22 protein-coding genes and 1 tRNA gene are annotated in these 26,494 nt (G+C 72.4%); 11 read left to right on the plus strand and 12 right to left on the minus strand.

The genetic code is table 11. The features are described from left to right. The first annotated feature begins 179 nt into the window (after positions 1-179). On the plus strand, positions 180-1,610 hold the full coding sequence (locus ACWD4O_RS17135) for a GH1 family beta-glucosidase (RefSeq protein WP_451280577.1): 1,431 nt from the start codon (positions 180-182) through the stop codon (positions 1,608-1,610). A gap of 94 nt (positions 1,611-1,704) precedes the next feature. Here ACWD4O_RS17135 and ACWD4O_RS17140 read toward each other — a convergent pair whose 3' ends face one another. The 7 genes from ACWD4O_RS17140 to ACWD4O_RS17170 form a co-directional block, all read right to left on the minus strand. Further along, complete coding sequence (locus ACWD4O_RS17140) at positions 1,705-3,720, minus strand: beta-galactosidase (protein ID WP_451280578.1); 2,016 nt, start codon at positions 3,718-3,720, stop codon at positions 1,705-1,707. Then, positions 3,717-5,030: a glycoside hydrolase family 36 protein gene (locus ACWD4O_RS17145; protein ID WP_451280580.1), complete on the minus strand. Its 1,314-nt coding sequence runs from the start codon at positions 5,028-5,030 to the stop codon at positions 3,717-3,719. The genes ACWD4O_RS17140 and ACWD4O_RS17145 overlap by 4 nt, the downstream gene beginning before the upstream one ends. A 30-nt stretch (positions 5,031-5,060) precedes the next feature. Continuing rightward, complete coding sequence (locus ACWD4O_RS17150; RefSeq protein ID WP_351906724.1) at positions 5,061-5,945, minus strand: carbohydrate ABC transporter permease; 885 nt, start codon at positions 5,943-5,945, stop codon at positions 5,061-5,063. Beyond that, positions 5,942-6,922 carry a carbohydrate ABC transporter permease gene (locus ACWD4O_RS17155; RefSeq protein WP_451280583.1) on the minus strand — a complete coding sequence of 327 codons (981 nt, stop codon included), beginning with the start codon at positions 6,920-6,922 and terminating at the stop codon, positions 5,942-5,944. Before ACWD4O_RS17155 ends, ACWD4O_RS17150 begins: the two co-directional genes overlap by 4 nt. Then, on the minus strand, positions 6,919-8,235 hold the full coding sequence (locus ACWD4O_RS17160) for an ABC transporter substrate-binding protein (protein WP_451280584.1): 1,317 nt from the start codon (positions 8,233-8,235) through the stop codon (positions 6,919-6,921). Before ACWD4O_RS17160 ends, ACWD4O_RS17155 begins: the two co-directional genes overlap by 4 nt. Before the next feature lie 279 nt (positions 8,236-8,514). Beyond that, positions 8,515-9,885 (minus strand): ATP-binding protein, encoded by a 1,371-nt coding sequence (locus tag ACWD4O_RS17165; protein WP_451280586.1) that lies wholly within the window; start codon positions 9,883-9,885, stop codon positions 8,515-8,517. Then, positions 9,882-10,595 (minus strand): response regulator transcription factor, encoded by a 714-nt coding sequence (locus tag ACWD4O_RS17170; protein WP_451280588.1) that lies wholly within the window; start codon positions 10,593-10,595, stop codon positions 9,882-9,884. Before ACWD4O_RS17170 ends, ACWD4O_RS17165 begins: the two co-directional genes overlap by 4 nt. A 122-nt stretch (positions 10,596-10,717) precedes the next feature. On the opposite strand from ACWD4O_RS17170, the gene ACWD4O_RS17175 reads away from it, so the two are divergent. Beyond that, a complete protein-coding gene (locus ACWD4O_RS17175; RefSeq protein WP_451280590.1) occupies positions 10,718-11,263 on the plus strand; it encodes a hypothetical protein in 546 nt (181 codons plus the stop codon). 34 nt (positions 11,264-11,297) lie between these two features. Here the strand turns inward: ACWD4O_RS17175 and ACWD4O_RS17180 are convergent, their stop codons facing one another. Both ACWD4O_RS17180 and ACWD4O_RS17185 read right to left on the minus strand, forming a co-directional pair. Beyond that, positions 11,298-12,167 carry a spermidine synthase gene (locus ACWD4O_RS17180; RefSeq protein ID WP_451280592.1) on the minus strand — a complete coding sequence of 290 codons (870 nt, stop codon included), beginning with the start codon at positions 12,165-12,167 and terminating at the stop codon, positions 11,298-11,300. 78 nt (positions 12,168-12,245) lie between these two features. After that, entirely contained in the window at positions 12,246-12,635 is a 390-nt protein-coding gene (locus tag ACWD4O_RS17185) for a hypothetical protein (protein ID WP_450945710.1), read from the minus strand. Between the two features lie 269 nt (positions 12,636-12,904). Between ACWD4O_RS17185 and ACWD4O_RS17190 the strand changes: the two genes are divergently transcribed. Continuing rightward, complete coding sequence (locus tag ACWD4O_RS17190; protein ID WP_451280594.1) at positions 12,905-14,365, plus strand: hypothetical protein; 1,461 nt, start codon at positions 12,905-12,907, stop codon at positions 14,363-14,365. A gap of 32 nt (positions 14,366-14,397) precedes the next feature. On the opposite strand, the gene ACWD4O_RS17195 is transcribed toward ACWD4O_RS17190, so the two are convergent. Then, positions 14,398-14,991: a histidine phosphatase family protein gene (locus tag ACWD4O_RS17195; protein WP_451280596.1), complete on the minus strand. Its 594-nt coding sequence runs from the start codon at positions 14,989-14,991 to the stop codon at positions 14,398-14,400. Positions 14,992-15,214: 223 nt separating this feature from the next. Between ACWD4O_RS17195 and ACWD4O_RS17200 the strand changes: the two genes are divergently transcribed. The 7 genes from ACWD4O_RS17200 (at position 15,215) to ACWD4O_RS17230 (ending at position 21,648) form a co-directional block, all read left to right on the plus strand. After that, positions 15,215-16,168, plus strand: a complete 954-nt coding sequence (locus ACWD4O_RS17200) for a phosphatase PAP2 family protein (protein ID WP_451280597.1) — start codon at positions 15,215-15,217, stop codon at positions 16,166-16,168. Next, positions 16,119-17,252, plus strand: a complete 1,134-nt coding sequence (locus tag ACWD4O_RS17205; protein ID WP_451280868.1) for a hypothetical protein — start codon at positions 16,119-16,121, stop codon at positions 17,250-17,252. Before ACWD4O_RS17200 ends, ACWD4O_RS17205 begins: the two co-directional genes overlap by 50 nt. Then, positions 17,243-18,832: a hypothetical protein gene (locus ACWD4O_RS17210; protein ID WP_451280599.1), complete on the plus strand. Its 1,590-nt coding sequence runs from the start codon at positions 17,243-17,245 to the stop codon at positions 18,830-18,832. The genes ACWD4O_RS17205 and ACWD4O_RS17210 overlap by 10 nt, the downstream gene beginning before the upstream one ends. Next, entirely contained in the window at positions 18,829-20,169 is a 1,341-nt protein-coding gene (locus ACWD4O_RS17215; protein WP_451280600.1) for an AAA family ATPase, read from the plus strand. The genes ACWD4O_RS17210 and ACWD4O_RS17215 overlap by 4 nt, the downstream gene beginning before the upstream one ends. A 293-nt stretch (positions 20,170-20,462) precedes the next feature. Continuing rightward, positions 20,463-20,831, plus strand: a complete 369-nt coding sequence (locus ACWD4O_RS17220) for a hypothetical protein (RefSeq protein WP_351906759.1) — start codon at positions 20,463-20,465, stop codon at positions 20,829-20,831. Positions 20,832-20,996: 165 nt separating this feature from the next. Continuing rightward, positions 20,997-21,584, plus strand: a complete 588-nt coding sequence (locus ACWD4O_RS17225) for a bifunctional DNA primase/polymerase (RefSeq protein WP_450945702.1) — start codon at positions 20,997-20,999, stop codon at positions 21,582-21,584. Next, positions 21,575-21,648: transfer RNA gene (locus ACWD4O_RS17230), tRNA-Lys, on the plus strand. The genes ACWD4O_RS17225 and ACWD4O_RS17230 overlap by 10 nt, the downstream gene beginning before the upstream one ends. 184 nt (positions 21,649-21,832) lie before the next feature. On the opposite strand, the gene ACWD4O_RS17235 is transcribed toward ACWD4O_RS17230, so the two are convergent. Beyond that, the gene (locus ACWD4O_RS17235) at positions 21,833-23,101 is read right to left on the minus strand and encodes a M6 family metalloprotease domain-containing protein (RefSeq protein ID WP_451280602.1); all 1,269 of its coding nucleotides are present in this window, start codon (positions 23,099-23,101) and stop codon (positions 21,833-21,835) included. Positions 23,102-23,472: 371 nt separating this feature from the next. Between ACWD4O_RS17235 and ACWD4O_RS17240 the strand changes: the two genes are divergently transcribed. Next, entirely contained in the window at positions 23,473-25,308 is a 1,836-nt protein-coding gene (locus ACWD4O_RS17240; RefSeq protein WP_451280604.1) for a putative bifunctional diguanylate cyclase/phosphodiesterase, read from the plus strand. Here ACWD4O_RS17240 and ACWD4O_RS17245 read toward each other — a convergent pair. Continuing rightward, positions 25,287-26,435 (minus strand): LLM class flavin-dependent oxidoreductase, encoded by a 1,149-nt coding sequence (locus ACWD4O_RS17245; protein ID WP_451280606.1) that lies wholly within the window; start codon positions 26,433-26,435, stop codon positions 25,287-25,289. The two genes, ACWD4O_RS17240 and ACWD4O_RS17245, sit on opposite strands and share 22 nt — an antisense overlap. Positions 26,436-26,494 lie beyond the last annotated feature (59 nt).

Raw genomic sequence — 26,494 nt, forward strand, 5'->3', positions numbered from 1 at the left:
TCCGGGGGCCGGGCCATCGCCGCCCCGGCCCCCGGCATCCCAGCACCCCAGCACCCCAGCACCCGATCACATCCACTGCATCCACCGCATCCACCGCATCTGATCGCCCCCTTCACACCAGTTCGCACCACTCCCCCCAACCTCCGTCGGTCTCGCCGACCATTCATGGGAGCGCTTCCATGCCTGAGCCCATTACTCCGGTGACCTTTCCTCCCGCCTTCCTCTGGGGCGCGGCGACCTCCGCCTACCAGATCGAGGGGGCGGTGCGGGAGGACGGCCGCACGCCGTCGATCTGGGACACCTTCAGCCATACGCCCGGCAGGACCGCCGGTGGTGAGACCGGTGACATCGCTGTCGACCACTACCACCGCTACCGCGACGACGTGGCGCTGATGGCGGGGCTGGGCCTCAACGCGTACCGCTTCTCGATCTCCTGGTCCCGGGTCCAGCCGACCGGCCGCGGCCCCGCGGTGCAGGTGGGCCTGGACTTCTACCGCCGTCTGGTGGACGAGCTGCTGGCGGCCGGCATCCAGCCCGCCGTCACGCTCTACCACTGGGACCTCCCCCAGGAGCTGGAGGACGCGGGCGGCTGGCCGGAGCGGGACACGGCGTACCGGTTCGCGGAGTACGCGCAGATCGTCGGGGAGGCGCTCGGCGACCGCGTGGAGAACTGGATCACGCTGAACGAGCCGTGGTGCAGCGCATTCCTGGGCTACGCCTCCGGCGTGCACGCACCGGGCCGCACCGACCCGGCGGCCTCGCTGAAGGCGGCCCACCACCTCAACCTCGCTCATGGCCTGGGCACTTCGGCGCTGCGCGCGGCGATGCCGGCCCGCAACTCGGTGGCGATCAGCCTCAACTCGTCGGTGGTGCGCCCGCTCTCGCCGGGCGACCCGGCGGACCTGGCGGCGGTCCAGAAGATCGACGACCTCGCCAACGGCGTCTTCCACGGTCCGATCCTGCGCGGCACGTACCCCGAGACGCTGCTGGCGGCCACGTCCTCGCTGACGGACTGGTCGTACGTCCTCGACGGCGACCTGCGGACCATCAACCAGCCGTTGGACGCACTGGGGTTGAACTACTACACGCCGACGCTGGTGTCGGCGGCGGACACCACGGTGAAGGGCCCGCGCTCGGACGGCCACGGCGCGAGCGAGCACTCCCCCTGGCCGGGCGCGGACGACGTCGCCTTCCACCAGACCCCGGGCGAGCGCACCGAGATGGGCTGGACGATCGACCCGACGGGCCTGCACGAACTGATCATGCGCTACACGAGCGAGGCCCCGGGCCTCCCGCTCTACGTCACCGAGAACGGCGCGGCCTACGACGACAAGCCCGACCCGGACGGCCGCGTCCACGACCCGGAGCGCATCGCCTACCTGCACGGCCATCTCTCGGCGGTCCGCCGGGCCATCGCCGACGGCGCGGACGTCCGCGGCTACTACCTCTGGTCCCTCCTCGACAACTTCGAGTGGGCGTACGGCTACGAGAAGCGGTTCGGCACGGTCTACGTCGACTACGCGACGCTGGCCCGCACCCCGAAGTCGAGCGCCCACTGGTACGGCGAGGCGGCCCGGACGGGGACGCTGCCGGCTGTCGAGACGGCCTGACCGACGGGCCACCCGGCCCACCTGACCATCTGACCCGGGGGTAGGGGAAGGGGCGCGGCACGCTGAGGGGGCGTGCCGCGCCCCACTGCCTCGGCTATACCGCGCGCGGCTCCCGTACGACCGCCGCCCCGCCCGGCGGCACGGACACCGAACCCTCCGACACCGGCCTGCCGTCGAGGAGTTCCACCGCGCCGGCGGCCACCGTCACCTGTGCTCCCCGGCCGGTGTGGTCGATGAGGAAGAGATAGTCGGCGTCGGCGCCGCGGCGTCGGACCGCCTCCACTCCGGACGGCACGCCGTCCGCCACCGGCCGCACACCCGCCTCCTCGCGGATCCGGTCCAGCAGCGCCGTCAGGGTGGCCGGGTCGGGGAGGGTCGCCAGGTACCAGGCCGTCCCGGTGCCGTGGTCGTGCCTCGTCACCGCCGGGACGTCGGTCAGGGGGCCTTCGGTGTACGAGGTCACCGCCTCCGCGCCCGCCAGGCCCACCCGCTCCGACCACAGGGACGCCGTGCCGCCGCCGGTCAGGCCGAGCGTCTCGCCCGGCAGCAGCGGGAACAGCTCGTCCGTGCGGACGCCGAGCGCCTCCCGGAACGCGCCCGGGTAACCGCCCAGCCGCACATGGCAGTTCGCGTCCACGGCCCCGCTGTGGAAGCCGACGGCCAGGGTGCCGCCGTCCTCGGCGAACGAGGTCAGGTTCGCGGCGCCCGTGTCGTCCACCAGATACAGGCTCGGGGCCAGGACCAGGCGGTACGCCGACAGGTCCGCGTCCGGGCGGACGAAGTCCACCGCGACGCCCGCCCGCCACAGCGGCTCGTACCAGGAGCGGATCAGGTCGAGGTAGCGGACCTCCTCGCTCGGCTGTGAGGGCAGTTCCAGGGCCCAACGGGCGTCCCAGTCCCAGACGATGGCCGTCTCGGCCGTGCCGACCGCCCCCCGCACCTCCGCCAGCGCCCGCAGGTCCGCGCCCAGCGCGACCACGTCCCGCCAGATGACGCTGTCGGTGCCCGCGTGCGGCAGCATCGCCGAGTGCCACTGCTCGGCGCCCGCCTTCGCCGCCCGCCACTGGAAGTAGGCGATGCCGTCCGCGCCGTGGGCCACGTGCGCGAGCGCGTTGCGGCGCAACTCCCCTGCCGCCTTGGCCCTGTTGACCGGCTGCCAGTTCACCGCGCCCGTCGAGTGCTCCATCAGCAGCCAGGGGCGGCCGCCCGCGAGCGAGCGCACCACGTCGCCGCTCATCGCGATGTCGATCTCCGACTCGGGGTCGGTCGAGCGGAGGTAGTGGTCGTTGGAGACCACGTCCAGCTCCGGTGCCCAGCGCCAGTAGTCCAGGGCGTCGAAGTTGTACATCACCATGAAGTTGGTCGTGGCGGGGAGCGTCGGGGCGGCCTCCGCGAGCACCGCCCGCTCCGCCGTGCACAGCGACAGCAACTCGTCGCTGCAGAAGCGGCGCCAGTCCAGGCGGTGGGTCGGGTTCGGGACCGCGCCGGTCGCGCGCGGCGGCAGGATCTCGTCCCAGTCGTAGTACCACTGGCTCCAGAACGTGGTGCCCCAGGCGTCGTTCAGCGCGGCCAGGTCGTCGTCGTACCTGCGGCGCAGCCAGGTCCGGAACGCCTCGGCGCTCGTGTCGCAGTAGCACTCCGCGTTGTGGCAGCCGTACTCGTTGTGGACGTGCCACATGACCACGGCCGGGTGGTCGGCGTACCGCTCCCCCAGCGCGCGGGCGATCCGCAGCGCGGCCTCCCGGTAGGCGGGGCTGCTCGGGCAGAACGTCTGACGGCTGCCGTACGACAGTCGCCGGCCGTCGCGGTCCACCGGCAGCGCCTCGGGGTGGGCCCGGAAGAACCAGGCCGGCGGCGCGGCCGTCGGGGTGGCCAGGTCGGCGGCGATGCCGTGGGCGTAGAGCATGTCGAGGACGCGGTCGAGGCGGGAGTAGTCGTAGACGCCCTCGGACGGCTCCAGCAGCGCCCAGGAGAAGATGTTGACGCTGACCATGTTCACGCCGGCCTCGACCATGAGCCGCATGTCCTCGGCCCAGACCTCCTCGGGCCACTGCTCGGGGTTGTAGTCGCCGCCGTAGGCGAGGCCCGGGACGTTCAGTTCACGGCTCATCGCTCGCCTCCCGCGAGGAGGCGGCGCGTCGTCTCCACGCCCCACCGGTCGAGCGAGAGCAGGCGGTCGCTGGAGGCGACCAGACCGCCGGTGGCCTCGACATGGGCGGCCCAGCGCTCGCGGGTCTCCACGGCCGGGCGGGCCATCAGGCAGTCGGGGTCGTTGACCCAGAGGCGGCCGTGCTGCCACTGGCGGCCGACGCCGGTGAACTCGGCCGGGTCCTGGCCGGGCTGGCTGTAGTCGTCGGCCTCGGGACGGCGGTGCGGGGCCGTGTCGGGGCTGACCCGCATCGCGTCGAACAGGCCGATGGAAGGCAGGATCGGCGCCCCGCAGCCGAGGAGGTAGGCGTCCGCGCCGATCGCCGCGCGGATCAGCTCGATCCCGGAGCGGTACGCGGTGACGGCGTCGACGTCCTGGTGGCGTACGCCGTCCAGCGCGCCCGCGTACAGGAAGTCGACCTTGAAGTAGTCGTAGCCCTCGGTGCGCAGGGTCCGGAAGACGTCCGTCAGGTAGGCCGCCGCGTCCGGGTGGGTGGTGTCCAGGACGAACAGGTCGTGGTCCCAGTTGTGGCCGGCGTGCGCGAGGCCGCCGTCGGCGGAGCGGACCAGCCAGTCGGGGTGCCGCGCGGCCAGCTCGCTGCCCGGGTCGACCAGGAAGGGCGCCGTCCAGATGCCGGCCCGGCGGCCGCGGGCGCGGATGGCGTCGGCGATGCCGGCCCGGGAGCGGAAGCGGCCGGAGAGGGTGAGCCAGTCGCCCAGGGCGCGCTGGTAGCCGTCGTCGATCTGGACGACGTCGATGGGCAGGTCGAGGACCTCCATGGCGCGGAGGTTCTCGTGGATGTCGTCCTCGGTGACCTGGGTGAAGTACTCGTACCAGGAGCACCAGACGGTGGGCGCCGGGCGGGGCGCGGGGAGCCCGAGGCCGGCGGCCCAGTCGGCCAGCACCTCCTGGATCGCCGTGCCCGTGTACTCCTTCACCGGGCCGTCGGCGCTGATCTCGGCCACCCCGTCCTGGGCGACCAGCCGGATGGACGGCGTCTCGCGCGTCGGCTCCGGCGCCGCCCACAGCCGTACCGGCGATCCGTCGCCGGGGTCGAGGGCCAGCAGCCCCTCGCCCTGGAAGGCTCCGGCGGGGACGGTGACGCCCGGGCGGTAGCAGACCGTCGCCCAGTTGTCGTTCGTCGGGCGGTACGGGCGCGCGTCGAGGGCGTATGCGCCGCTGGGGCTCCAGGACTGCCAGCCCTCCTCGTGGACGAGGGCGCGACGGGGGTCCACGGGGACGGAGGCCACCGGGGTGAAGGGGTGGGGCACGGGTGTGTCTCTTTCGCGGGGAGGGGGCCGTCAGCCCTTGTTGGCGCCCAGGGTCAGGCCGCTGACGAACTGGCGCTGGAGCACGAAGTACACGATCAGGGTGGGGATCGCGGTGAGCAGGGCGCCGGCCGCGACCAGGTTGGGGTCGGTGAAGTACTGGCCGGAGAGGTTGTTCAGGGCCGAGGTGATCGGCATGTTCTCGCCGGTGGAGATCAGGACGATGGCCCAGAAGAAGTCGTTGTAGATCCAGATGGAGAGCAGGGTCGCCAGGGCGGCCATCGCCGGCTTGCACAGGGGCAGCACGATCTGCCAGTACAGGCGCCACACGGAGGCGCCGTCGACCAGGGCGGCCTCGGTCAGCTCGTGCGGCAGCGAGCGCATGTAGTTGCTCAGCACGAAGGCGCAGAAGCCGGCCTGGAACGCCACATGGATCAGGACCAGGCCGAGCGCGGAGTCGTAGAGCTTGCCGCTGACGGTGATGCCGGGGAGGTCGACCAGCAGGTACAGGCGGTACAGCGGGGTGATGATCACCTGCTGCGGGAGCAGGTTGCCGGCCGTGAACACGAGGAGCAGGAACAGGTTGACCCGGAAGTCGAAGCGGCTGACGTAGAACGCCACGCAGGAGGAGAGGAACAGGGTCAGCAGCACCGCCGGGACCGCGATCAGCAGCGTGTTCCCGAAGTAGTGCATCATGTCCGACTGCTCGAACGCGTTGGTGAAGTTGTCGAGGCTCAGCTTGTCGGGCCAGGAGACATAGCCCTTCTCGCTGGTCTCCGCGTACGGGCGCAGGGCCGCGAACAGGGCCCAGAGCAGGGGCGCGAGCCAGGCCAGCGCCGTGCCGGCGAGGAAGACGTGCAGCAGGATCCGGGCGGGGCGCAGGGGGGTGCGCTGCTTGCCGACGAGGGTCGCGCTCATGCTCGTCGCTCCTTCCGGAAGGTCGCGATCAGGTACGGGATGATCACGGCCAGGGAGATCACCAGCAGGACGACGGCGATCGCCGAGCCGTATCCGATGCGGCTGGACTCGCCGATGATGTTGTTGGTGACCAGGATCGACAGCAGTTCCGTGCCCTGGGCGCCCTTGTTGAAGACGAAGACGAGGTCGAAGGCGCGCAGGGCCTCGATGATCGTCACGACGAGGACGACGGTGTTGGTGGGCCGCAGGGTGGGGAAGATGACGTTCTTGAACGTCTGCCACTCGTTCGCGCCGTCCAGCGCGGAGGCCTCGCGCAGGGACGGGTCGACGCCCTTCAGACCGGCCAGGTAGAGGATCATCATGTAGCCGGTGTGCCGCCAGCAGGCGGCGACCAGGACGGCCCAGAGGTTGAGGTCGGGGTCGCCGATCCAGTCGATGTAGTGGCCCGGCTGGTTGGCCCCGATGAGGCTGTTGATGAGGCCGGTGTCGGGGTTGTAGACCAGCTGCCAGACGAATCCGGTGACCGCGAGCGACACCACGACCGGCAGGAAGAAGGCCGTCTGGTAGACGCGGCTGAACCGGATCTTCTTGTCCAGCTGGATCGCCAGGAAGAGCCCGAACGGGGTCGGGATCAGGATGAGCACGACGAACCAGACGACGTTGTGCTGGACGGCGGGCCAGAACTGCGGGTTGTTGGTGAACAGCTCGCGGAAGTTGTCCAGCCCCACCCACTTGATCGAGTCGAAGCCGATGCCGTCCCAGGTGGTGAAGGCGAGGGCGATGGAGGCCAGGGCGGTGAGCCAGACGAGGGCCACGTGCAGGATCGTCGGCACGCCCGCCATCAGGGCGAGCGTGAACCGGTCGCGGCGGGTCAGCAGGCGTCGGTGGCCCTGCGGAACCCGCTTCTTCGAAGGCGCGGGGCCCGGAGGCGGCACGGCGGCCGCCTCCGGGTTCTGGGTGCTGATCGGCGTGGTCATGAGGACGCGAAGATCGTCTTCTTCTGGCGCTCGATCGAGGTGAGCAGGCTGTCGACGCCCTTGGGGTCGCGGACGAACTTCTGCAGCGCGGGCTGCATCACCGTCGAGGTGAAGTCCGGCCGGCTGTCGCGGTCCATGAACTGCGTGAGGTGCTTGGCGCCGGAGATCATCTCGTACGCCTTCTTCTGCAGCGCCGTGTACGAGGAGGTGTCGGCCTTGCTGGAGGCGGCGACGACGTTCGGGTCGGCCTTGAGGTAGATCGACTCGGCCTCCGGGGTGCCCAGGTACTCCAGGAGCTTGACGGCGGCGTCCTTGCTCTTCGGGGCCTTGGAGAGCATGAAGCCGTCGGTGGGCGCCTCGACGGTGTCCTGGCCGTAGGCCGGGTCGATCTCCGGGAAGGCGAAGAAGTCCAGGTCGTCGGCGTCGGCCTGGTTGGTGAACTGCTGGCCCACGAAGGTGCCCAGCAGGTACATGCCCGCCTTCTTGGAGACGAGGGTCTGGGCGGCGTCCTGCCAGGTGCGGCCGACGGCGCCGTCCTGGTGGTAGGGGAGGATCTCGGCCCAGTTGTCGAAGGTCTTGCGGACCTTGGCGTCGGTCCAGGAGGCCTTGCCGGCCATCAGCTCGACGTGGAAGTCGTAGCCGTTGGTGCGGAAGTTGATCTGGTCGAAGGTGCCGAGCGCGGGCCAGGCGTCCTTGTCGCCGAAGGCGATCGGGACGAGCCCGTCCTTCTTCATCTGCTTGCAGAGCGCGACCAGCTGGTCCCAGGTGGTGGGGACGGTGTAGCCGTACTTCTGGAAGACGCTCTTGCGGTAGAACAGCGCCCACGGGTACGTGTACAGCGGCACAAAGTAGTACTTGCCGTCCGCGCCCTTGCTGAGCGCCTTCATCGCGTCGGGGAAGTTGCCGCCGATCTTGTCCCAGACCTCGTCGATCGGGGTGGCGAGCTTCTTGGCCGCGAAGAACTGCATGCGGTAGCCGGCGAACCAGTTGAACACGTCGTCCGGGGTGCCCTGGAGGTAGGAGTTGATCTGCTCCTGGAACGTGTTGTGGTCCTTGGTGTTCACGTCGACCGTGATCCCGGACTGCTTCTTGAAGGCGGCGTAGATCTCCGCGAAGGCCTTCTTCGGGACGGCGTCGGAGGCGTTGGAGCCGAGGGTGACGGCCTTCGGGTCGGCCGCGGTGCCGCTGCCGCCGCAGGCGGACAGCAGGGGTATACCGGCGCCCAGAACGGCCGCGCCGCCTATGCCGCGCAGCAGCGTGCGTCGGCTCGGGGAGGGGAGAGCGATGCGGCCGGAGGGGGAGGTGTGGTGCATGAACGGCTCCTGACGCGAGGTTCGGCCACGCAGTGTGGCTGAAAGCTGATCGCAATCGACCAGAAATCAACTTGACCGAACACGGGGTGGCGCAATAACAGCCGTATGTCCGGTCATGCGTCAAGAGCCGCTGGCTTCATTTGTCGAAACGTAATCGACACACCTTGATCATCTTTTGTCTGATTCCATGATCAACAGGCGCTGGAGCAGGGCAGGGCAGGGCGGGGCAGGGCTGGGCTGGGCGGGGCAGGTGGCAGCGGTCGGCAGGCAGCGAGCCTGTCACCTGAGCGCGGTGCGTCCCCGTCGGCGCATGGAACCCCGGTGGCCCCTTCGTACGGGGTCTCTTCCGGCCAGTTGTATCCACACGCGTATTTCCGTGCCGCCCAGTACCGACGAGCCGATGCGCACATCGCCGCCGGTGGACTCCGCGAGGCGGCGGACTATGTCCAGGCCGAGGCCGGTCGAGCCGGGGGCTCCGGAGCCCCGGCCACGGGCCATCGCCGTCTCGGGGTCGGGGATGCCCGGCCCGGCGTCCGACACGAGGACGATCACCGCGTCCTCGCCGTTGTGGACGTCGACCGCGAAGGCGGTGCCCTCGGGGGTGTGGCGGAAGACATTGCCGAGGAGGGCGTCCAGGGCGGCGGCCAGGTCGGTGCGGGCCACGGGCACGCGCACCGGGCGGTCGACGCCGGCGGTGCGCACCTTGCGGCCCTCGTCCTCGGCGAGCGCCGACCAGAACGCCATCCGCTCCCGGACGACCGCCGCCGCGTCGCATCCGGCGCCGGGACCGGGGGCCGTCGTCTGCGGCTTCGCCTCCCGGGCCGTGCGGATGATCGTGTCGACCTCGCGCTCCAGCTGGGCGACGGCGGTCCTCGTCTGCTCCGCCGCCGGGGAGTCGCCGAGGGAGGCCGCGTTGAGGCGGAGCACGGTGAGCGGGGTGCGCAGCCGGTGGGAGAGATCTGCCGCCAACTCCCTTTCATTGGCCAGGAGTTGGACCACCTGGTCCGCCATCGAGTTGAACGCGACCGCCGCGAGCCGCAGCTCGCTCGGCCCCTCCTCCGGCACCCTCGACCCGAGCTTCCCCTCCCCCAGCTCGTGCGCGCCCTCCACCAGCCGGCGGGCCGGCCGCACCATCCGTACGCCCAGCCGGTCGGCGACGGCCACCGAGCCGACGACCAGCGCCGCCCCGACCGCCGCCAGCACCGCCCACGCCGTGCCGACGCCGTTGCTCACCTCCGACTCGGGCACATACACCTCGATCACCGCGGTCCCCAGGCTCAGCGCCACGGGCTGCAGCAGCGCCGATCCCCCGGGCACCTCGGTGGTGGAGGCGCGGCCCAGTCTCCGCACGGCCGCGATGTCCGCGTCGGCGGCGCGCTGCCGGCCGAGGTCGACGGCGGTCCGGCCGTCGCCCGCCGGCAGGTGCACCGCCATGCCGTCGTCGGAGCCCGCCGAGGCCACGACCCGCTCCAGCTGGTCCCGGTCGGTCGTGATGGACAACGCCGGCACCACGACCGCGGCCTCCCGCTCCGCGTTGGAGAACGCGCGGTCACGGGCCATCTCCTTGACGACGAGCCCGAGCGGGACCGCGAAGGCGACCACGACCATCGTGGTGACCGCCAGACACACCCTGACCAGCGCCCACCTCATCGCACCGGCCCCACTTCCCCCGGCGGTTCGAGCTTCACCCCGACGCCCCGCAGGGTGTGCAGATAGCGCGGCCGCGCCGCCGTCTCGCCCAGTTTGCGCCGCAGCCAGGACAGATGGACGTCGATGGTCTGGTCGTCCCCGTAGGACTGCTGCCACACCTCGGCCAGCAGCTCCCGGCGCGCAACCACGACTCCCGGCCGGCCCGCGAGAAAGGCCAGCAGGTCGAACTCACGGCGGGTGAGGTCGAGCCGGACGCCGTCCAACTCGGCCTGCCGGCGCAGCGGGTCGACGGTCAGACCGCCGACGTGCAGCACGGGCGAGGACGGCGGTGCGTCCCCGGCGCCGGGCCGTCGGGACCGTCGCAGGACCGCCGCCATCCGTGCCGACAGGTGCTCCGCCGAGAACGGCTTGGTCAGGTAGTCGTCCGCGCCCGCGTTCAGCAGCCGGACGATCTCCGACTCGTCGTCGCGCGCGGTGGCGATGATGACCGGTACGTCCGTGATGCCGCGCAGCATCTTCAGCGCCTCGGAGCCGTCCAGATCGGGCAGTCCGAGGTCCAGGACGACCACGTCGAAGCGGAAATGGGCGACCTCGCGCAGCGCCTCCAGCGCCGTGCCGACGCTGCGCACCAGGTGCGAGGCGTCGGTCAGCTGCCGGATGAGCGCCGAGCGCACGAACTGGTCGTCCTCGACCACGAGCACACTTGCCATGCGCCGCAACCTACGCCATGCGACCGAGCCCGGCCGGGGCCTGTGGACAACTCCCCCGCTGTGGACGAACGGTGGCCCCTCGGGGGGACACCTGTGAGGCGGGTGAGGCAGGATGGCGCGCTATGCGGAGCGCACTCCTACACGTACTGGCCTGGACGCTGGCCACGGGCGCGGCGGTCACACTGTCGTGGTGGGGTGTCCACACGGTCATGGCGGGCACCGTCTACGACCCGCCGCGCGCCCTTCCGCTGGCGGTGGGCGACGCCGAGGCCGACTCGGCGACCCAGGAGGCCGAGCCGCCGCCCTCGCCGAGCCCGTCCCGGACAGCCTCGAAGACTCCGGCGACGCCCTCGGCGGCCGCGACCTCCGCGCCCGCCGAGTCCCCGACGCCGAGCCGTACGCCCGTCGCCTCCACCCCGTCCGGCAACGGATCCGCCGGCGGGTCCGGCACGGTCAAGAGCTACGACACCGACGGCGGCCGGGTCGTCCTCGACCTGACCGAGACGTACGCGACGCTCGTGTCGGCCACCCCGGGCGCGAACTGGTCGGTGCAGGTGTGGAAGACGGAGTCCTGGATCCGGGTGGACTTCGCCTCCGGCGCGGACCGGGTGACGGTGTTCTGCACCTGGCACGACGGCCCGCCACGGGTCGACGTACAGAACTACTGAACCGCTGACGGCGGTTCTGCCGAAGGCGGTTCCGCTACCGGAACACCGAGGGCGGCGGCGCCGGTGAGGCCACCGCCGACGCGTCCGCGACCGGTGCCGCTCCGCCGCTGAAGTCGGTGAGCGCGCGGCCGTGCTCGACCCGGCCCGGGTGCGGGTCGGAGGCGGCCCGGCGGGTCAGTTCGGCGATCGGCAGGGGCAGGTCGGAGGCGACGAGCACGGCGTTGCCGAACCGTTTGCCCCGCAGCACGGTGGGGTCGGCGACCAGCGCGAGATGCGGGAAACGGGCCGCCGCGGTGGCGATCTGGCCGCGCAGATACGCGAGCGGCGGGCCGTCGGCGAGGTTGGCGGCGTAGCTCCCGCCGGGCTTCAGCGCCCTGCGGACCTCGTCGAGGAACTCGGCCGAGGTGAGGTGGGCGGGGGTGCGGGCGCCGCTGAACACATCGGCCACGACGAGATCCGCCCAGCCGTCCGGCACCTTGGCGAGACCTTCCCGGGCGTCGACGGACCTCACCCTGATCCGCGCCCCCGGGTCCAACGGCAGCTCCCGGCGCACCAGCTGGACGAGAGCCGCGTCCCGTTCGACGATCTGCTGGGTGGAGCGGGGCCGGGTCGCGGCGACATAGCGCGCGAGGGTGAAGGCGCCGCCGCCGAGGTGCACGACCTGGAGAGGCTTGCCGGGTGGGGCGGTGAGGTCGATGACATGACCGAGGCGCCGCTGGTACTCGAAGGAGAGAAAGGCGGGGTCGTCGAGGTCGACGTGCGACTGCGGGGCTCCGTCGATGAGCAGCGTCCAGGCCCGCGCCCGGTCCCGGTCGGGCAGGAGCTGGGCGAGGCCGCCGTCGACCGTCTCGACGACGGCGGCGTCGGCGTCCCGCTCGCGCCGGGTGTTCCTGGACTTTGCCATGACAGCATTTTCGCAGGCCTCGAGCGCTCCCCGCGCGCTCGGTCGATCCCGGTGACGAGGCAGGTCACGGACACCGGCTCAACGGCAGCTGTCCGCCGCCTCGATCAGCCGGGCCGCCTCGCCCAACGCCCGGCGCAGCACCGCCGGATCCGTCGCGAGGTCCGCCTCGCCGGGGGGCACCAGCCAGTCCGAGCCCTCGTTCGGGGGCTCGGGGACGAGTCTCAGTCCCCGGCCGTCGGTCTCCGTGCAGGTGCTGCCCGGCACGTCCCAGGCCGCCGCCGTCCCGGCCGGCACGACGAAGCCGAGGGTGTCGTCGCCGTCGTCGTGCAGAACGGGCCCCACTCCGTCCCCCGCCGACGCTCTCCGCAGGATGTCGACCGCCTCCAGCCCTTGACGGGTGGGCACCGTCACTAGGTCGCACGCCGCCACCGACGGCATACAAGGATCGTTGCTCTGGCTGGTCTCCATCCCGGCCTCCACCGCGCAGCCCGTCCGACAGGACCTGTCCGGGTCCACAAGGCTCAACGCCCCGGCGCGTCAAGGGCTACGGCGGAAGTCCGCCGCAAAGGATGGCAGTTCATGGCAGATCGCGGATGAGATATCCGGTTTGTAGCCAAACACCGCATGGCGGCCCGACCACAGCAGGTACGTTCTTGCCCGCCGGGAACAAGGGTGCCACACGGACAAGTCACCCAGAATCCGGCATGGTTCGACGGTTCGCACGAGAGGACCCGGCCATGGCGTCGTCAACGGTGACCCCACCTCGGCCCGACCGGCCACCACGGCCCAACCTCGCCTTCCGGCACCTGCGCGGACAGCGCTCGCCGGCCGAGTTCGCCGCGCTCGTACGGCGGGCCGCTCGTGAGATCGGCGAGCTGGTCAGCTGTGACGCGCGTTACATCGGGCGGGTCGAGGCGGGCGAGATCCGCTGCCCCAACTACGCGTACGAGCGGGTGTTCCTGCACATGTTCCCCGGTCGCACGCTCGTCGACCTGGGGTTCGCGCCCCGCGCGTCCGTTCGCGGACGAGGGGCGCGCACAGCTGAGGACGCGCCCTGCACGCACACCACAGGACCGGAGCGCACTACCAGTGACGAGCGGGACACGGGTGAGACGGGTGGGGCGCATGAGCCGTATGACACGCAGGACCCGTACGACAAGCACCACAACCACGAGGAGAGCGACGTGCTGCGTCGCGCATTCATGACCGGCGGAGGCGCCACCATGGCCGCCGCCACTCTGGGCCCCCTGAGGCTCGCCCCCGACGCGTCGGCGGCGGAACGTCCCGTGCGCCGCGTGGGGACGAGCGAGGCGGGCGCCCTGGAAGAAGCGGTCCGCAGGATCAGACTGCTGGACGACCGGCACGGGGCCGACGGCCTCTACCGGCGCGCGGCCGCCCCGCTGCGCGCCGCCTACGCGCTGCTGGACGCCGGGACGACCCGCCAGACGACCGCCGACCGGCTGCACTCCGGCGCCGGTGAGCTCGCCATCTCCGTCGGCTGGCTGGCGCACGACTCGGGCCGCTTCGACGACGCCCGCTCGCACTACGCCGAGGCCCTGGCCACCGCCCGGATGACCGGGGACCAGGCGCTGGAGGCGCACGCCTTCTGCAACACGGCGTTCCTCGCGCGGGACGCCGGACGGCCCCGCGAGGCCGTCCGCGCCGCCCAGGCCGCCCAGCGCGTCGCCCGCCCGCTGGGCTCGCCCCGGCTGATGTCACTGCTCGCGCTGCGCGAGGCGGGCGGCTGGGCGGGGCTCACCGACCGCACCGGCTGTGAGCAGGCTCTCGTCCGCGCGCAGGCCCTCTACGACCGCGGGCCCTGCGACAACGACCCCGAGTGGATGAGCTTCTACGGCGAGGCCGAGCTGGAGGGGCTCAAGGCGCAGTGCTGGTCCACGCTGGGCGACTGGCCGCGCGCCGCCCGGCACGCACGACGGGCGGCGGACCTCCAGGACCCGCACTTCACCCGGAACATCGCGCTGTACACGGCCGAGCTGGCGGACGACCTCGCGCGCGGCGGCCGTCCCGACGAGGCCGCGGTGGCCGGGATCCGGGTCCTCGACCTGCTGGACCAGGTCCAGTCGTCCCGGATCCAGACGATGCTGGCGGGAACGGCGCGGGTGCTGCTGCCGCACCGCAGGGCGGGCGGCGTCTCGACCTTCCTGGAGCGGCACGCCTCGACGCCGCGGAAGGCCTGAGCCCCGCACGGCACCGAGCCTCGCGGGGAGCCCTACGCGAGGTGCCCGAGGTCGTTCCAGCTCTCGATCGCCGGTTCGCCGTAGGCCCAGCCCAGGACCGACAGGGACGTCGGGTTCAAGCGTATTCGGGCCGCGAAGTCCAGCGGCAGACCCAGCCAGCGTGCCCCGATGGAACGAAGGATGTGACCGTGGGCGAAGACCAGGACGTCCCGGTCGGCCGAGCGGGCCCAGGCGACGACCTCGTCGGCGCGGGCGGTCACCTCGGCGAGGGTCTCGCCCTCGGGGACGCCGTCGCGCCAGATGAGCCAGCCGGGCCGGACGGCCTGGATCTCGGCGGGGGTCAGGCCCTCGTAGGCGCCGTAGTGCCACTCCATGAGGGTGTCCCAGCGCGTCGCCCGCTCGCCGAAGCCGGCGAGTTCGCACGTCTCACGCGCGCGTGCCAGCGGGCTGGTGCGTATCTCGACGTCGGCGAGACCGTCGAAGGGCGCCCGGTGCAGCCGCTCGCCGAGCAGTTTCGCGCCCCGGCGGCCCTCCTCCAGGAGGGGCACGTCGGTCCTGCCGGTGTGTCTGCCGGACAGCGACCACTCCGTCTGCCCGTGCCGGGCCAGCAGAATGCGCGGTGCCATGGGGGACCTTTCCGGGGAAACCCCGGCCGGAGCCAGGGGAGAAATCAGAGGCGGGACCACTCCATCATCGCTCACCCTGAACAGGGGCAACCCGGTGGGCGATCTCAGCGTCTTTGAGAGCCGGGGCGCTCATTCCGAGCGCGAACATACGCCGTAAAGTGGCCCGTCCCGCGCCAGAGGCGCCGCAGCGACGACACAGCGACAAGAAGGGGGAGGCGATCGGATGCCGCAGACCGAGACACCAGGCACCGAGGCGGCTCCGCGGACAAGGCTGCGCTGGTGGACCGAGCTGCCCCTGATCCTGCTGGTGTACGCCTGCTACTCGGGGGGGCGACTGCTCGCGCGGGGCGATGTGACGACCGCCGTCGACCACGGCCTGGCGATCCTGCGCATCGAGAAGTTCCTCCACATCAACGCCGAGCACCCGCTGAACCGGCTGTTCAGGAGCGAGGCGTGGATCGGCGTGCCGGCCGACTTCTGGTACGCCTCGCTGCACTACCTGGTGACGCCCGCGATCCTGATCTGGCTGTTCCGGTCCCGGTCCCTGCACTACCGGGCGGCCCGCACCTGGCTGATGACGTCCACGTTCATGGGCCTCATCGGCTTCACCCTGCTGCCCACCTGCCCGCCCCGGCTGCTGTCGGCGAGCTACGGCTTCGTGGACACGATGGCCCAGTACAGCTCGTACGGCTGGTGGGGCGGCGAGGCGAGCGCACCGCGCGGCATGGGCGGCATGACCAACCAGTACGCGGCCATGCCGAGTCTGCACGTGGGCTGGGCCCTGTGGTGCGGAGTGATCCTGTGGCGATACGGCGGCACCCGCCTGGCGAAGACGGCGGCCGTCGTCTACCCGCTGGTCACGACCATCGTGGTGATGGGCACCGCCAACCACTACTTCCTCGACGCGGCCGCGGGCGCGGCCGTGATGGGCGTGGGGCTGCTGCTGACGCCGTTGGTGATGCGCAGCGCGAACCGCGCCCGGGTGTGGTTCGCGGACCGGGTCCCGCTGGTCCCGGCGGACTCTCAGGGCGCTTCGGCCTCGATTGTCAGTGGCGGATGCCAGACTTCCCCGGGTGAGCGAATTCCACGGCAGCGCGAGCAACGGCTTCGACCCGGAGCCGAGCCGAGTGCCTCTCCCTCGGACGCGGGGGACGGCGCTCCGGCAGCGGCTCGCTGAGCTGCGCGGCCCGGACGTACCGGCCAAGGCGCTGGACGCCCGGGCCCTCGCGGCGCTGGCCTCGAACCCTGGCTGCAAGCGGCGCGCGATCCTCGACGGCGCCGGGGTGAACAAGGCTGCGCTGGCGGGCGCGCTGGGCTCGCCGTCGGCCTTCGGGCAGTCCCAGTTCGCCCTCACGCGCGGCAACGCGTTCGAGGCGAAGGTGAAGGCGGACGGCGGCGCGGAACTGCTGCGGCTGGTGCACGAGCGGCTGGACCCGGCCGCCGCGCCGCCCGTCGCCGCCGCCGTGCCCGACCTGTCCGCGATCGGCCCCGAGGGCCGCACCGCCCGCACCGCGCTGGCGCTGCGCGAGGCCACCGAGGCGACCGGCACGTGGACGCTCCTGGACCACCCGATGATCGCGCTCGACGTCGCCGGCTCCCCCGCCTTCCTGGAGCCGGACGCGGTGGTGGTGCACCCGGACGGCAGTTGGACGGTCGTGGAGATCAAGTCCTTCCCCCTGCTGGACGGTTCGGCGGACCCCGCGAAGGTCGGCGCGGCCGCCCGCCAGGCCGCGGTCTACGTGCTCGCCCTCGAGCAGGTCGCCGCCCGCCTCGACCCGGCCCCGCGCGTACGCCACCGCGTGCTGCTGGTCTGCCCCAAGGACTTCTCCAACCTGCCCACCGCCTCCGCCGTGGACGTACGCAAGCAGCGCGCGGTCACCAGCCGCCAGTTGGCCCGCCTCACCCGCATCCAGGACATCGCCGACGCCCTCCCCGAAGGCACCTGCTTCTCCCCCGAGCTGCCCGCCGAGCAGCTCACGGCGGCCGTCGAGGCCGTCCCGGCGACGTACGCGCCCGAGTGCCTGGCCGCCTGCGAGCTGGCGTTCCACTGCCGCGACCGCTCCCGCGCGGCCGGCGCCGTCACCTCGCTGGGCCGGTCGGTGCGTGCCGAACTGGGCGGGCTGACGACCGTCGACGCCGTCCTGGCGGCGGCCCGCGGGGAGGCCGGGGATCCGGACGATCCGGCGGTGGCCGCGCTGCGCAGAGCGGCCGAGCTGCGCACCGAAGCCCTGAGCGAAGCCCTGGGGGCGATGTGTCGCTGATCGCCGCCCTCGCCCGGCTGGAGGCCGTCAGCAGCGGCCGCGCCCAGCCCACCGCCACCGCCCTGCACCGACGGCTGTCCGACCGGCCGCTGGTCTTCGTGCCGCTGACCACCGCCGGTGAGGCCGGCGCCCCGCTGGGCGCGCTGGTCGGCACCGACCGGGCCGCGCCGCGGCTGCTCGTCGTACCGCAGCCGCGCGACCGCGACCTGCGGTTCGCGTTCCTCGCCGAGCTGGCCGACGTCGTCCTGCCGTACATCGACTCCTACGCCGAGGCCGTGGAGGCCGCCGAGCGCAGCGAGACCGACCCGGAGACCGGCAAGCGCGTCAAGGTCGAGGTCGAGCTGTGCGCCGACGCACCCCAGCTGATCGTCCCGAGCCGCGCGGGCGTCGACCTCGTCCGTCTGCTGGGCCGTTCCATGCGCTTCAGGCGGACGGCGGAGCAGGATCCGGAGACGCCGTATCCCGCGCCCCCGCGCGTGCCGCTGCTCGGGCGGTGGCTGACCCACTTCGGGGAGCGGTCCCGGGTGCCCGGATCCTCGCTGCTGGTGGCGCTCACCGAGCTGCTGGGCCGGCACTGGGCGACCGGACAGTCCAGCCTGGAGGACCAGCACCTGGGGGCGCTGCTCGCCTGGATCGCCCCGCCGGACGGCGAGACGGGCGCCGAGGCGGCGCTGCGGGCGGAGCTCGCCCGGGACGCGGACGGGCAGTTGCTGTGCCCGCCGGCCGGCCCGGCGACCGATCCCGCGTTCGACAACAGGCTGCTCGCCCCGGCCATCGAGCGCTACGACCGCGCCCGCACCGCCCTGGCCGCCGCCGAGGACGGGCTGCAGGCCGACGACCGGCTGGGCGCGCTCACCGCCGCCGAGCGGGAGATCCACGAGCTGGTGCGGAGCCGGACGCTGCCCACCTGGGACAGGGTGTGGGAGGGCCTCGACCTGCTGCGGGCGCTCCCCGAGGGCGCGCATGTCGAGGAGCGGTGGACCCGCGACCGCTGGTCGTTCACCGGCCACCGCGACCGGGTCGTGGCGGGCGAGCCCCCGCAGCCGCGCCGGGACGACGCGGTGACCGCCGCCAACAAGCTCGCCACGCGCGAGCGCGAACAGGCCCGTCTGGAGGCCCAGGAGGCGCTGGACGACCCGCTGGTCATGGCGGGACGGCGGCTGAGCGGGGAAGCGTTCGCGGGCGAGGTCGTCGATGTCGTCATGGCGTACAGCGAGGGGAAGCGGCCGAGCCCGCGCCCGCTGGTCACCGTGCGGACTGACGACCGGCCGCAGCTCGCGGAGCGGGCGAAGGCGTACCGGTCGCTGGGCGGGAAGCCGCAGGCGGCGGAGTTCGTGCAGCAGGAGGACGAAGGCCTCTTGGTGCTGCGGATCGTCGACAAGATGGGCCGCGGCAAGGAACCCGAGCAGGGGTCGGTGCCGGAGAAGGGCGATCTGCTCTGCTTCACGCTCTTCGAGCACGAACAGCGCGGCGGCGCGAAGCTGCCCGACCCGGAGGACACGCCGTGGACGCACGGCGGGCCGCCCGGGGAGCAGGCGCCCGAAGCCCCTGATTCCGTCACCCCGGAGGATGTCCTGTGACCACCGAGGCCGCTTTCGACCCCGGTGCCGCCGCCGGCCGCGCCACCGACGCGATCCTGCGGGACACGTTGCACGGCACCGCGCGCGGGGTGGTCGTCGACTCCCCGCCGGGGGCCGGAAAGTCCACGCTGGTGGTCCGCGCAGCGCTCGAACTCGCGGACGCGGGGCGATCGTTGATGGTGGTCGCGCAGACCAACGCCCAGGTCGACGACCTGGTGGTGCGGCTCGCCGAGAAGAACCCCGAGCTGGCCGTGGGCCGGCTGCACAGCAGTGACGCCGACCCGTACGACAAGGCGCTGGAAGAACTGCCGAACGTCAGGAAGTCGGCGAAGGCGGCCGAGCTGGCCGGGCTGCCGGTGGTGATCTCCACCGCCGCGAAGTGGGCGCATGTGAAGGTCGACGAGCCGTGGCGGCACGCGATCGTCGACGAGGCCTACCAGATGCGGTCGGACGGGCTGCTGGCGGTGGCCGGGCTGTTCGAACGGGCGCTGTTCGTGGGCGACCCGGGGCAGCTGGACCCGTTCTCGATCGTGGGCGGCGAGCAGTGGGCGGGCCTGTCGTACGACCCGTCGGCCTCGGCGGTGAGCACGCTGCTCGCGCACAACCCCGAGCTGCCGCAGCACCGGCTGCCGGTCTCCTGGCGGCTCCCGGCGTCGGCCGCGCCGCTCGTCTCCGACGCGTTCTACCCGTACACCCGGTTCCGCAGCGGCACCGGGCACGGCGACCGGCGGCTGTCCTTCGCGGTCGCGTCGGACGGCTCCGGCGCCGACCGGGTGATCGACGAGGCGGCGGAGTCGGGCTGGGGCCTGCTGGAGCTGCCCGCCCGGCACACGCCCCGCACCGACCCGGAGGCGGTGCGGGCGGTCGCGTCGGTGGTCCGGCGTCTGCTGGACCGAGGCGGCGCGGCCACCTCGGAGCGCTCCCCCGACCCGACCCCGCTGACCGCCGCCCGGGTCGCCGTCGGCACCGCCCACCGCGACCAGGCGGCAGCGGTACGGGCGGCACTGGCGGAGCTGGGCGTCGTGGACGTCACCGTGGACACGGCGAACCGGCTCCAGGGCATGGAGTTCGACGTCACGGTCATCCTGCACCCGCTCTCCGGGCGCCCCGACGCCACCGCCTTCCACCTGGAGACGGGCCGCCTGTGCGTCCTGGCCTCCCGGCACCGCCACGCGTGCGTGGTCGTCTGCCGAGCAGGCGTCGGCGACCTCCTGGACGAATACCCCTCGACGGAACCCGTCCAGCTGGGAACCCTCGTGAAGTTCCCGGACGGCTGGGAAGCCAACCACGCGGTCCTGGCCCACCTGGCGGAACACCGAGTGCGCTGGACACCGTGACCGGCCCGCCCCACCCCGCCGACGGGGCCGACCGCAGCGCCGCCCCCTCGCCGGACGGAGTCCGGCACGCCGCCGGAGGCGGCCGAAGAACACAGCCCGGACGGCTGGGAAGCCAACCACGCGGTGCTGGCCCACCTGGCGGAACACCGAGTGCGCTGGACGCCGTGACCGGTCTGCCGGTCGGGAACATCGTGTCGCTCGGGAAGCTTGAGAGTTCGGGGCCGAGTGCCTCTTGCGCCACCGGGGGACAATGGAAGGTGGTCCGCATCCGAACCGCACGAGGAGGACAAGACATGGCGGAGCCCACGCCGCGTCGGAACGAACCGCGGCTACGCCCCGCGCCCCTGCTCTTCGAGCCCGCGGAGGCAGCCGGTGACCCGGAGCACTTCTTCGACCTCGAGTCGATAGACGACCCGGGGGCGCTGCTGACCCGCGCGACGGAGCTGACGCTCGCGTTCCGCGCGGCGGCCGACCGGGCGGTGGAGTTCCAGGCCATGGCGGCCGCGCAGCTCGCCGATCCGCGCCGCTTCGACCGGCTGACGGCGGCGGACATCGCCGAGCGCGCCGAGTGGACCGAGGACTACGCGAAGAAGATGGTCGAGTTCGGCCGCGATCTGCTGCGGGGCGACGCCGAGGGACGGGGGCACGTCGACCCGGTCTGAGGCCCGTCCGGGGCCTGCCCAGGGCCGTTCCAGGGCCGGTTCTGGACGCCTGGACGGCACCTATGGCATATGCCGGGTGGGCAAGATACTCCTTTCCTCCCGCTCCCGTCCCGGTTTCTCGCAACCCTGTGAAATCGACTGCTCACCGCCGGTAGACCTGTACGTATGAGCCGCGCATACGACGAACCCATCGGCGTCACCCCGGACGGCGCCGCCTGGCTGGCCTCCGCCGGAACGTATCCGCGCAGCACGCTCGCCCTCTGGGAGGAGCGGCCGCAGGCGCCGGTGGTCCTGCCCTGCGGCTCGGTGTTCGACATCGTCAGCGCGCCGGCGATGTTCGGCCGGCTGATGCTCGACCGGCTCTGGGGCGACGGGCCGGGCTCCGGGCCGGTGGCCGCGTTCCGTGCGCGGACGCTGCTGTTCGCGGCGCCGGGCACGGCCCAGCGGCTGCCCTCGCTGCTGGAGTGGGAGGAGTGGAGCGCCGACGGCCGCCGGGACGGCCGTACCGGAAGCGTGCCGCCGCTGCTGTGCCACGGCACCGGCGACGCGGTGACGGTACCCGCGCTCAGCCCCGCCGGGACGGGCTCCGCCACCCGCTGGATGGTCGCCCCGGACACCCGTCACCCATGGCTTCCGGGGCCGGAGATCCTGCTCTGGGCGGCCGTCCGGGCGGCCCGCGCGGCCGTGCGGATATCGATTTTTCCTCCCGCCGATCAGGATGCTAAGGTCTACGACGTCAGCAGGCGCCGCTAGCTCAGTTGGTTAGAGCAGCTGACTCTTAATCAGCGGGTCCGGGGTTCGAGTCCCTGGCGGCGCACGACATCGATAGCGAGACTTGTTCGCAGAAAGCGCGAACCAGTCTCGCTATCGTCATTTCTGCGCGGCTGCGCCGCGCGTTGTGGGGGCTCCGCCACCCACACCCCCCAGGCAAAGGCCCCTCGCGAAAGCGAGGGGCCTTCTGCATGCCGTCGGAATCCCGCCGGAACGCCGTCGGCATGCAGTCAGAGCTTTGTGCCCGGGGTGATCTTCACCGTCCACTCGCCCGAGTCCGTGCGGCCCTCGACGTCCACCCGGACGCTGTTGTCCGGCACGGTGAAGTGCTCGCCGAGGGCGACCGGGGCGTCCGCGAGGGGCGGGTAGACGGAGTTCTCCCAGCAGGCTTCGGTGCGCGGGTGGGCGTCGACGACCTCGACCGGTCCGCGGCCGGAGCGGGCGCCGCTGCTGACGCGGTAGACGAGGATGCCAGCGCGACAGGCCTCCCGGTCGACGCCCACCGGGCCGCGGGCCTCGAAGGCGAGCACACTGTCCGTGCCGGTGCGCACCACCGCGAGTTTCGCGCCGCCGCCGAGGCCGAAGGCCGGCGCTCCGGAGGCGCGGGTGACCGGCACGTCCGGTCCGGCGGCCAGCGGTTCCAGGGTGAGCCGGGTCGGGCCGGGGCCCAGTACGCACAGCACCTGGCGTGGTTCCAGCCAGCCCAGCTTCCACTTGTGCCAGGCGAACAGTTCCGGGGCGAGCCCGAACTGGCTGCCCATCAGGTCCCAGTCGCCGACGTAGGTGTCCCAGTCGCCCTTGCCGTCGACGGGGCGGTGGTAGAGGTCGGGCAGGTCGAAGACATGGCCGGTCTCGTGGGCGAGGACGAGCCGGTCCGGGGGATGCTTCTCGAACACGGTGACGACGCGGCGGATGTCCGTGCCGTCGGCGCGCAGCGGGGTTTCGAGGTTGACGACCTTCGTGGCGTCCGAGTCGACGCCGGGCGCGTCCGGGTCGGCCACGAAGTAGACGAGGTCGTAGCGGGAGAAGTCGACGTGCGGGTCGGCTGCGGCCAGCGCGTCGTGCAGGTAGGCGGCCCGGCCCTCGGGGCTCCAGTCGCGCTGTATGGCGTAGGCGGTGGACGGCTTCGGCATGCGGATCCAGCGCTGCAGCGGATGCGGGCGCAGGGTGAACCTGCCGTAGGACGCCTCCTGGAAGAAGCGGCTGGTGGCCGGGAAGTGGTCGGCGGCCAGTTCGGCGGGCGTGGTCATGGGGGCCCGGTCCGGGAAGGACAGGAAGACCATCACGGCGTCGAGGGAGCGACTCGGGCGGGGATAGGCGCTGTTCCAGGTGTCCACGCCCTCCGAGTGGTGGGCGGCGGTGCGGGTCAGGGCGCAGGGGGCGGTGGAGAAGGGGTCCGCGACCGAGGGGCCGCTGACCAGGGAGTTCGCGGCGAACGCCGAGAGGGTGGTGAACAGGGCCGCGGTACTGCGCAGTCGGGGGCGCTGCAGAAGTCGCAAGGGCTGCGACGGTCGCAAGGGTCGCGGCAGTCGCAGGAGTCGCGGCAGTCGCGGCACAGGGACCTCCGGGGCGGTTCACGGGACACCGCCACCCAGCCTGTGTGAATTTGTAGTACTACGCCCTGTTTGTCTGCCCCAGACGAGTGAGGCGGCCGAAAGCGGGCATCACCCCGACACCCCCGGAATTCTCACGGAACGTCACAAGCGGTCGCCCGACCGCAGAACCGGGCCAGGTGCGGGCAGAAACGATCTGTCAGAAGAGTGGGTTGTTCCGGGACACTGGGCAGTGGCTGCGCGGATCCTGGGGCAGCCTCTATGATCGGCAGACTTTCCTGCACGGACAGAGATCGAGTGCACTGCGGGAGCGAGCGGTGAGCGGAACGTCCGAAGGGCCGACGCCCGCGGCAGACCTCGACTGGTCAGCCGTCACAGAGAGTGACATCGACAGTACGGACAGCGGGCCACCGGCCTACCGCTCCGTCTTTGCGGCAGCGCCCCTGGCCATGGCGGTGGTCGACCGCCAGGGGCTCGTCGTCGACGCCAACGAAGCGCTCGGCGAGCTGCTCGGCGGCGGAGTGACGGGCCTGGTCGGGCGGGTCGCCTCCGACCTGCTGGACCTGGCGTCCGACGCCCGGACCTGGCACGCCTACCGCGAGGTGCTGCGCGGCCGGCAGGCGAAGCTGCGCTGCACGCGGCGGCTGAAGCAGCCCGACGGGCGCTCGCTGTGGGCGCAGGTCACCGTCTCCCCGCTGGACGCGGACACGCCCGGCGTGCTGCTGTCCGTAGCCGACGTCAGCGCCCACCGCGACCTCCAGGCGAGGCTGCGGCACCTCCAGATGCACGACCCGGTGACCCGGCTGCCCAACCGCACCCTGTTCTTCGAGCGGGTGTCGGCCGCACTGGAGGCGGAGGCCTACGAGCAGAGCGGGACCGGCCGGATCGGCCTGTGCTACCTGGACCTGGACGGCTTCAAGGCGGTCAACGACACCCTCGGTCACCGGGTGGGCGACCGGTTGCTGGCCGCCGTCGCCGAACGGCTGACCGAGTGCGCCGAGGAGGCCGGGCGGACCCGGCCGAGCGTGCCGCTGGTGGCCCGGCTCGGCGGGGACGAGTTCGCGCTGCTGGTCGAGGACTCCACCGGCACCGAACAGCTCGCCGACCTCGCCGAGTCCGTGCTCAAGGCGCTGCAGGCCCCCTTCGACCTGGCCGGACACCGGCTGAACATGTCGGCGTCGATCGGCGTCGTGGAGCGGCACGCGGCCGGCACCACCGCGACCGGTCTGATGCAGGCCGCCGACACGACGCTGTACTGGGCGAAGACCGACGGCAAGGACCGCTGGACGCTGTTCGACCCCGAGCGCAACGCCCATCTGATGACCCGGCAGGCCCTGGCGTCCACGCTCCGTCCGGCCATCGAGCGCGGCGAGTTCCGGCTCGACTACCAGCCGCTGGTCGGGATGTCGGACGGCCGGCTGCGCGGGGTGGAGGCGCTGGTGCGCTGGGACCACCCCCGGTTCGGGCTGCTGCCGCCGAATCGGTTCGTCGCGCTGGCCGAGGAGGACGGTTCGATCGTGCCGCTCGGGCGATGGGTTCTGGCCACCGCCTGCCGGCAGGCCCGCCGGTGGCAGCTGGACAACCCCGACGAGCCGCCGCTGTTCGTCAGCGTCAACGTGGCGGTCCGCCAAGTGTGGGACTCCGACCTGGTGACGGACGTGGCGGAGATCCTCGCCGAGACCGGGCTCGCGCCGCACCTGCTCCAGCTGGAGCTGACCGAGTCCGCGGTGATGGGCTCGGCGGGACGGCCGTTGCAGGCGCTGCAGGCCCTCAGCGACATGGGCGTGGGCATCGCCATCGACGACTTCGGGACCGGGTACTCCAACCTCGCCTACCTCAGCCGGCTGCCGGTCTCGGTGCTGAAACTGGACGGGTCCTTCGTGCGGGGCTTCCAGTACGAGGGCCAGGGCTCCCCGCCCAACCCGGCCGACCAGGTCGTCGTCGAGGCGATGATCGACCTCGCCCATCGGCTGGGGCTGACGGTCACCGCCGAGTGCGTGGAGACGTCCGCGCAGGCGACCCGGCTGCGCAGCATCGGCTGCGACACCGGGCAGGGGTGGCTGTACTCCCGTCCGGTGTCGCCGGATCGTATCTCCGAGCTGCTGGGCACCGAGTCGCACGGCACCGAGTCCTACGCGGTCGGCAACCCGTAGGCGTCCGCGACCAGTTCGTAGGAGCGCAGCCGGAGTTCGCCGCGGTGGGCGTGGCTGGTGAGCATCAACTCGTCGGCGCCGGTGCGCTTGTGGAGGTCGTCGAGGCCGGTGCGGACCTCGTCGGCCGTGCCGTGGACGATGTTCGCGGTCCAGGAGTCGACGAACTCCCGCTCCAGCGGGCTGAACTCGTGGGCCTCCGCCTCCTCCGGGGTGGGGAACAGGCCGGGGCGGCCGCCGCGCAGCCGGACCATGTTGAGGCCGGTGGCCAGGATCTGACGGCGCGCTTCGCGCTCGTCGTCGGCGGCGAGCACCGAGACGCCGATCAGCGCGTACGGCTCGGCGAGCGTCTCGGACGGCCGGAAGGACTCCCGGTAGAGGTCGAGGGCCGGGACGGTGTTCTGCGCGGAGAAGTGGTGCGCGAAGGCGAAGGGCAGCCCGAGCAGTCCGGCGAGGCGGGCGCTGAAGCCGGAGGAGCCGAGCAGCCAGATCGGCGGCCGGTGCGCCGACTGCACCCCGCCGGGGGAGGTGCCCTGGATCGGGCCCGGGATCGCGTGGATCCGGCGGTAGCGGTGGCCGTCGGGGAAGTCGTCGTCCAGGAAGCGGGTGAGCTCGGCGAGCTGCTCGGGGAAGTCGTCCGCGCCCTCGTGCAGGGTGGCGGTCCGGCGCAGGGCGGCGGCCGTCGCTCCGTCGGTGCCCGGGGCGCGGCCGAGGCCGAGGTCGACGCGGCGCGGGGCCAGCGCCTCCAGGGTGCCGAACTGCTCGGCGATGACGAGGGGCGCGTGGTTGGGCAGCATCACACCGCCCGAGCCGAGCCGGATGCGGTCGGTGTGGGCGGCGAGGTGAGCGAGGATCACGGCGGGCGAGGAGGAGGCGACGCCCGGCATCGAGTGGTGCTCGGCGACCCAGTACCGGTGAAAGCCCCGCGACTCGGTGAACCGTGCGAGGTCGACGCTGGTGCGCAGGGCGTCGGCGGCGGTGCTCCCGGAGCCGACGGTGACCAGATCCAGCACGGAGAGGGGCACCGGGGCGGTGCCCCGTACGACACCGCGAATCCCGTCCGCCACCGTCGCCGCGTTCCCGCTCGGGTCCGCCGCCGTCTCGTCCGCCACCGTCTCGTCTGCCGCCACGGGGGTCCTCCTGTTGTGGGCCGTGTGCTGTCCTCGGGGCACTAACAGGAGGCTGTCTC

The sequence above is a fragment of the Streptomyces sp. NPDC002623 genome (assembly GCF_053592635.1).

Coding starts and splice junctions, on each gene's coding strand:
- ACWD4O_RS17135 (WP_451280577.1), top strand. CDS start 180: ATGCCTGAGCCCATTACTCCGGTGACCTTTCCTCCCGCCTTCCTCTGG.
- ACWD4O_RS17140 (WP_451280578.1), bottom strand. CDS start 3,720: ATGAGCCGTGAACTGAACGTCCCGGGCCTCGCCTACGGCGGCGACTAC.
- ACWD4O_RS17150 (WP_351906724.1), bottom strand. CDS start 5,945: ATGAGCGCGACCCTCGTCGGCAAGCAGCGCACCCCCCTGCGCCCCGCC.
- ACWD4O_RS17155 (WP_451280583.1), bottom strand. CDS start 6,922: ATGACCACGCCGATCAGCACCCAGAACCCGGAGGCGGCCGCCGTGCCG.
- ACWD4O_RS17160 (WP_451280584.1), bottom strand. CDS start 8,235: ATGCACCACACCTCCCCCTCCGGCCGCATCGCTCTCCCCTCCCCGAGC.
- ACWD4O_RS17165 (WP_451280586.1), bottom strand. CDS start 9,885: ATGAGGTGGGCGCTGGTCAGGGTGTGTCTGGCGGTCACCACGATGGTC.
- ACWD4O_RS17170 (WP_451280588.1), bottom strand. CDS start 10,595: ATGGCAAGTGTGCTCGTGGTCGAGGACGACCAGTTCGTGCGCTCGGCG.
- ACWD4O_RS17175 (WP_451280590.1), top strand. CDS start 10,718: ATGCGGAGCGCACTCCTACACGTACTGGCCTGGACGCTGGCCACGGGC.
- ACWD4O_RS17180 (WP_451280592.1), bottom strand. CDS start 12,167: ATGGCAAAGTCCAGGAACACCCGGCGCGAGCGGGACGCCGACGCCGCC.
- ACWD4O_RS17185 (WP_450945710.1), bottom strand. CDS start 12,635: ATGGAGACCAGCCAGAGCAACGATCCTTGTATGCCGTCGGTGGCGGCG.
- ACWD4O_RS17190 (WP_451280594.1), top strand. CDS start 12,905: ATGGCGTCGTCAACGGTGACCCCACCTCGGCCCGACCGGCCACCACGG.
- ACWD4O_RS17195 (WP_451280596.1), bottom strand. CDS start 14,991: ATGGCACCGCGCATTCTGCTGGCCCGGCACGGGCAGACGGAGTGGTCG.
- ACWD4O_RS17200 (WP_451280597.1), top strand. CDS start 15,215: ATGCCGCAGACCGAGACACCAGGCACCGAGGCGGCTCCGCGGACAAGG.
- ACWD4O_RS17220 (WP_351906759.1), top strand. CDS start 20,463: ATGGCGGAGCCCACGCCGCGTCGGAACGAACCGCGGCTACGCCCCGCG.
- ACWD4O_RS17225 (WP_450945702.1), top strand. CDS start 20,997: ATGAGCCGCGCATACGACGAACCCATCGGCGTCACCCCGGACGGCGCC.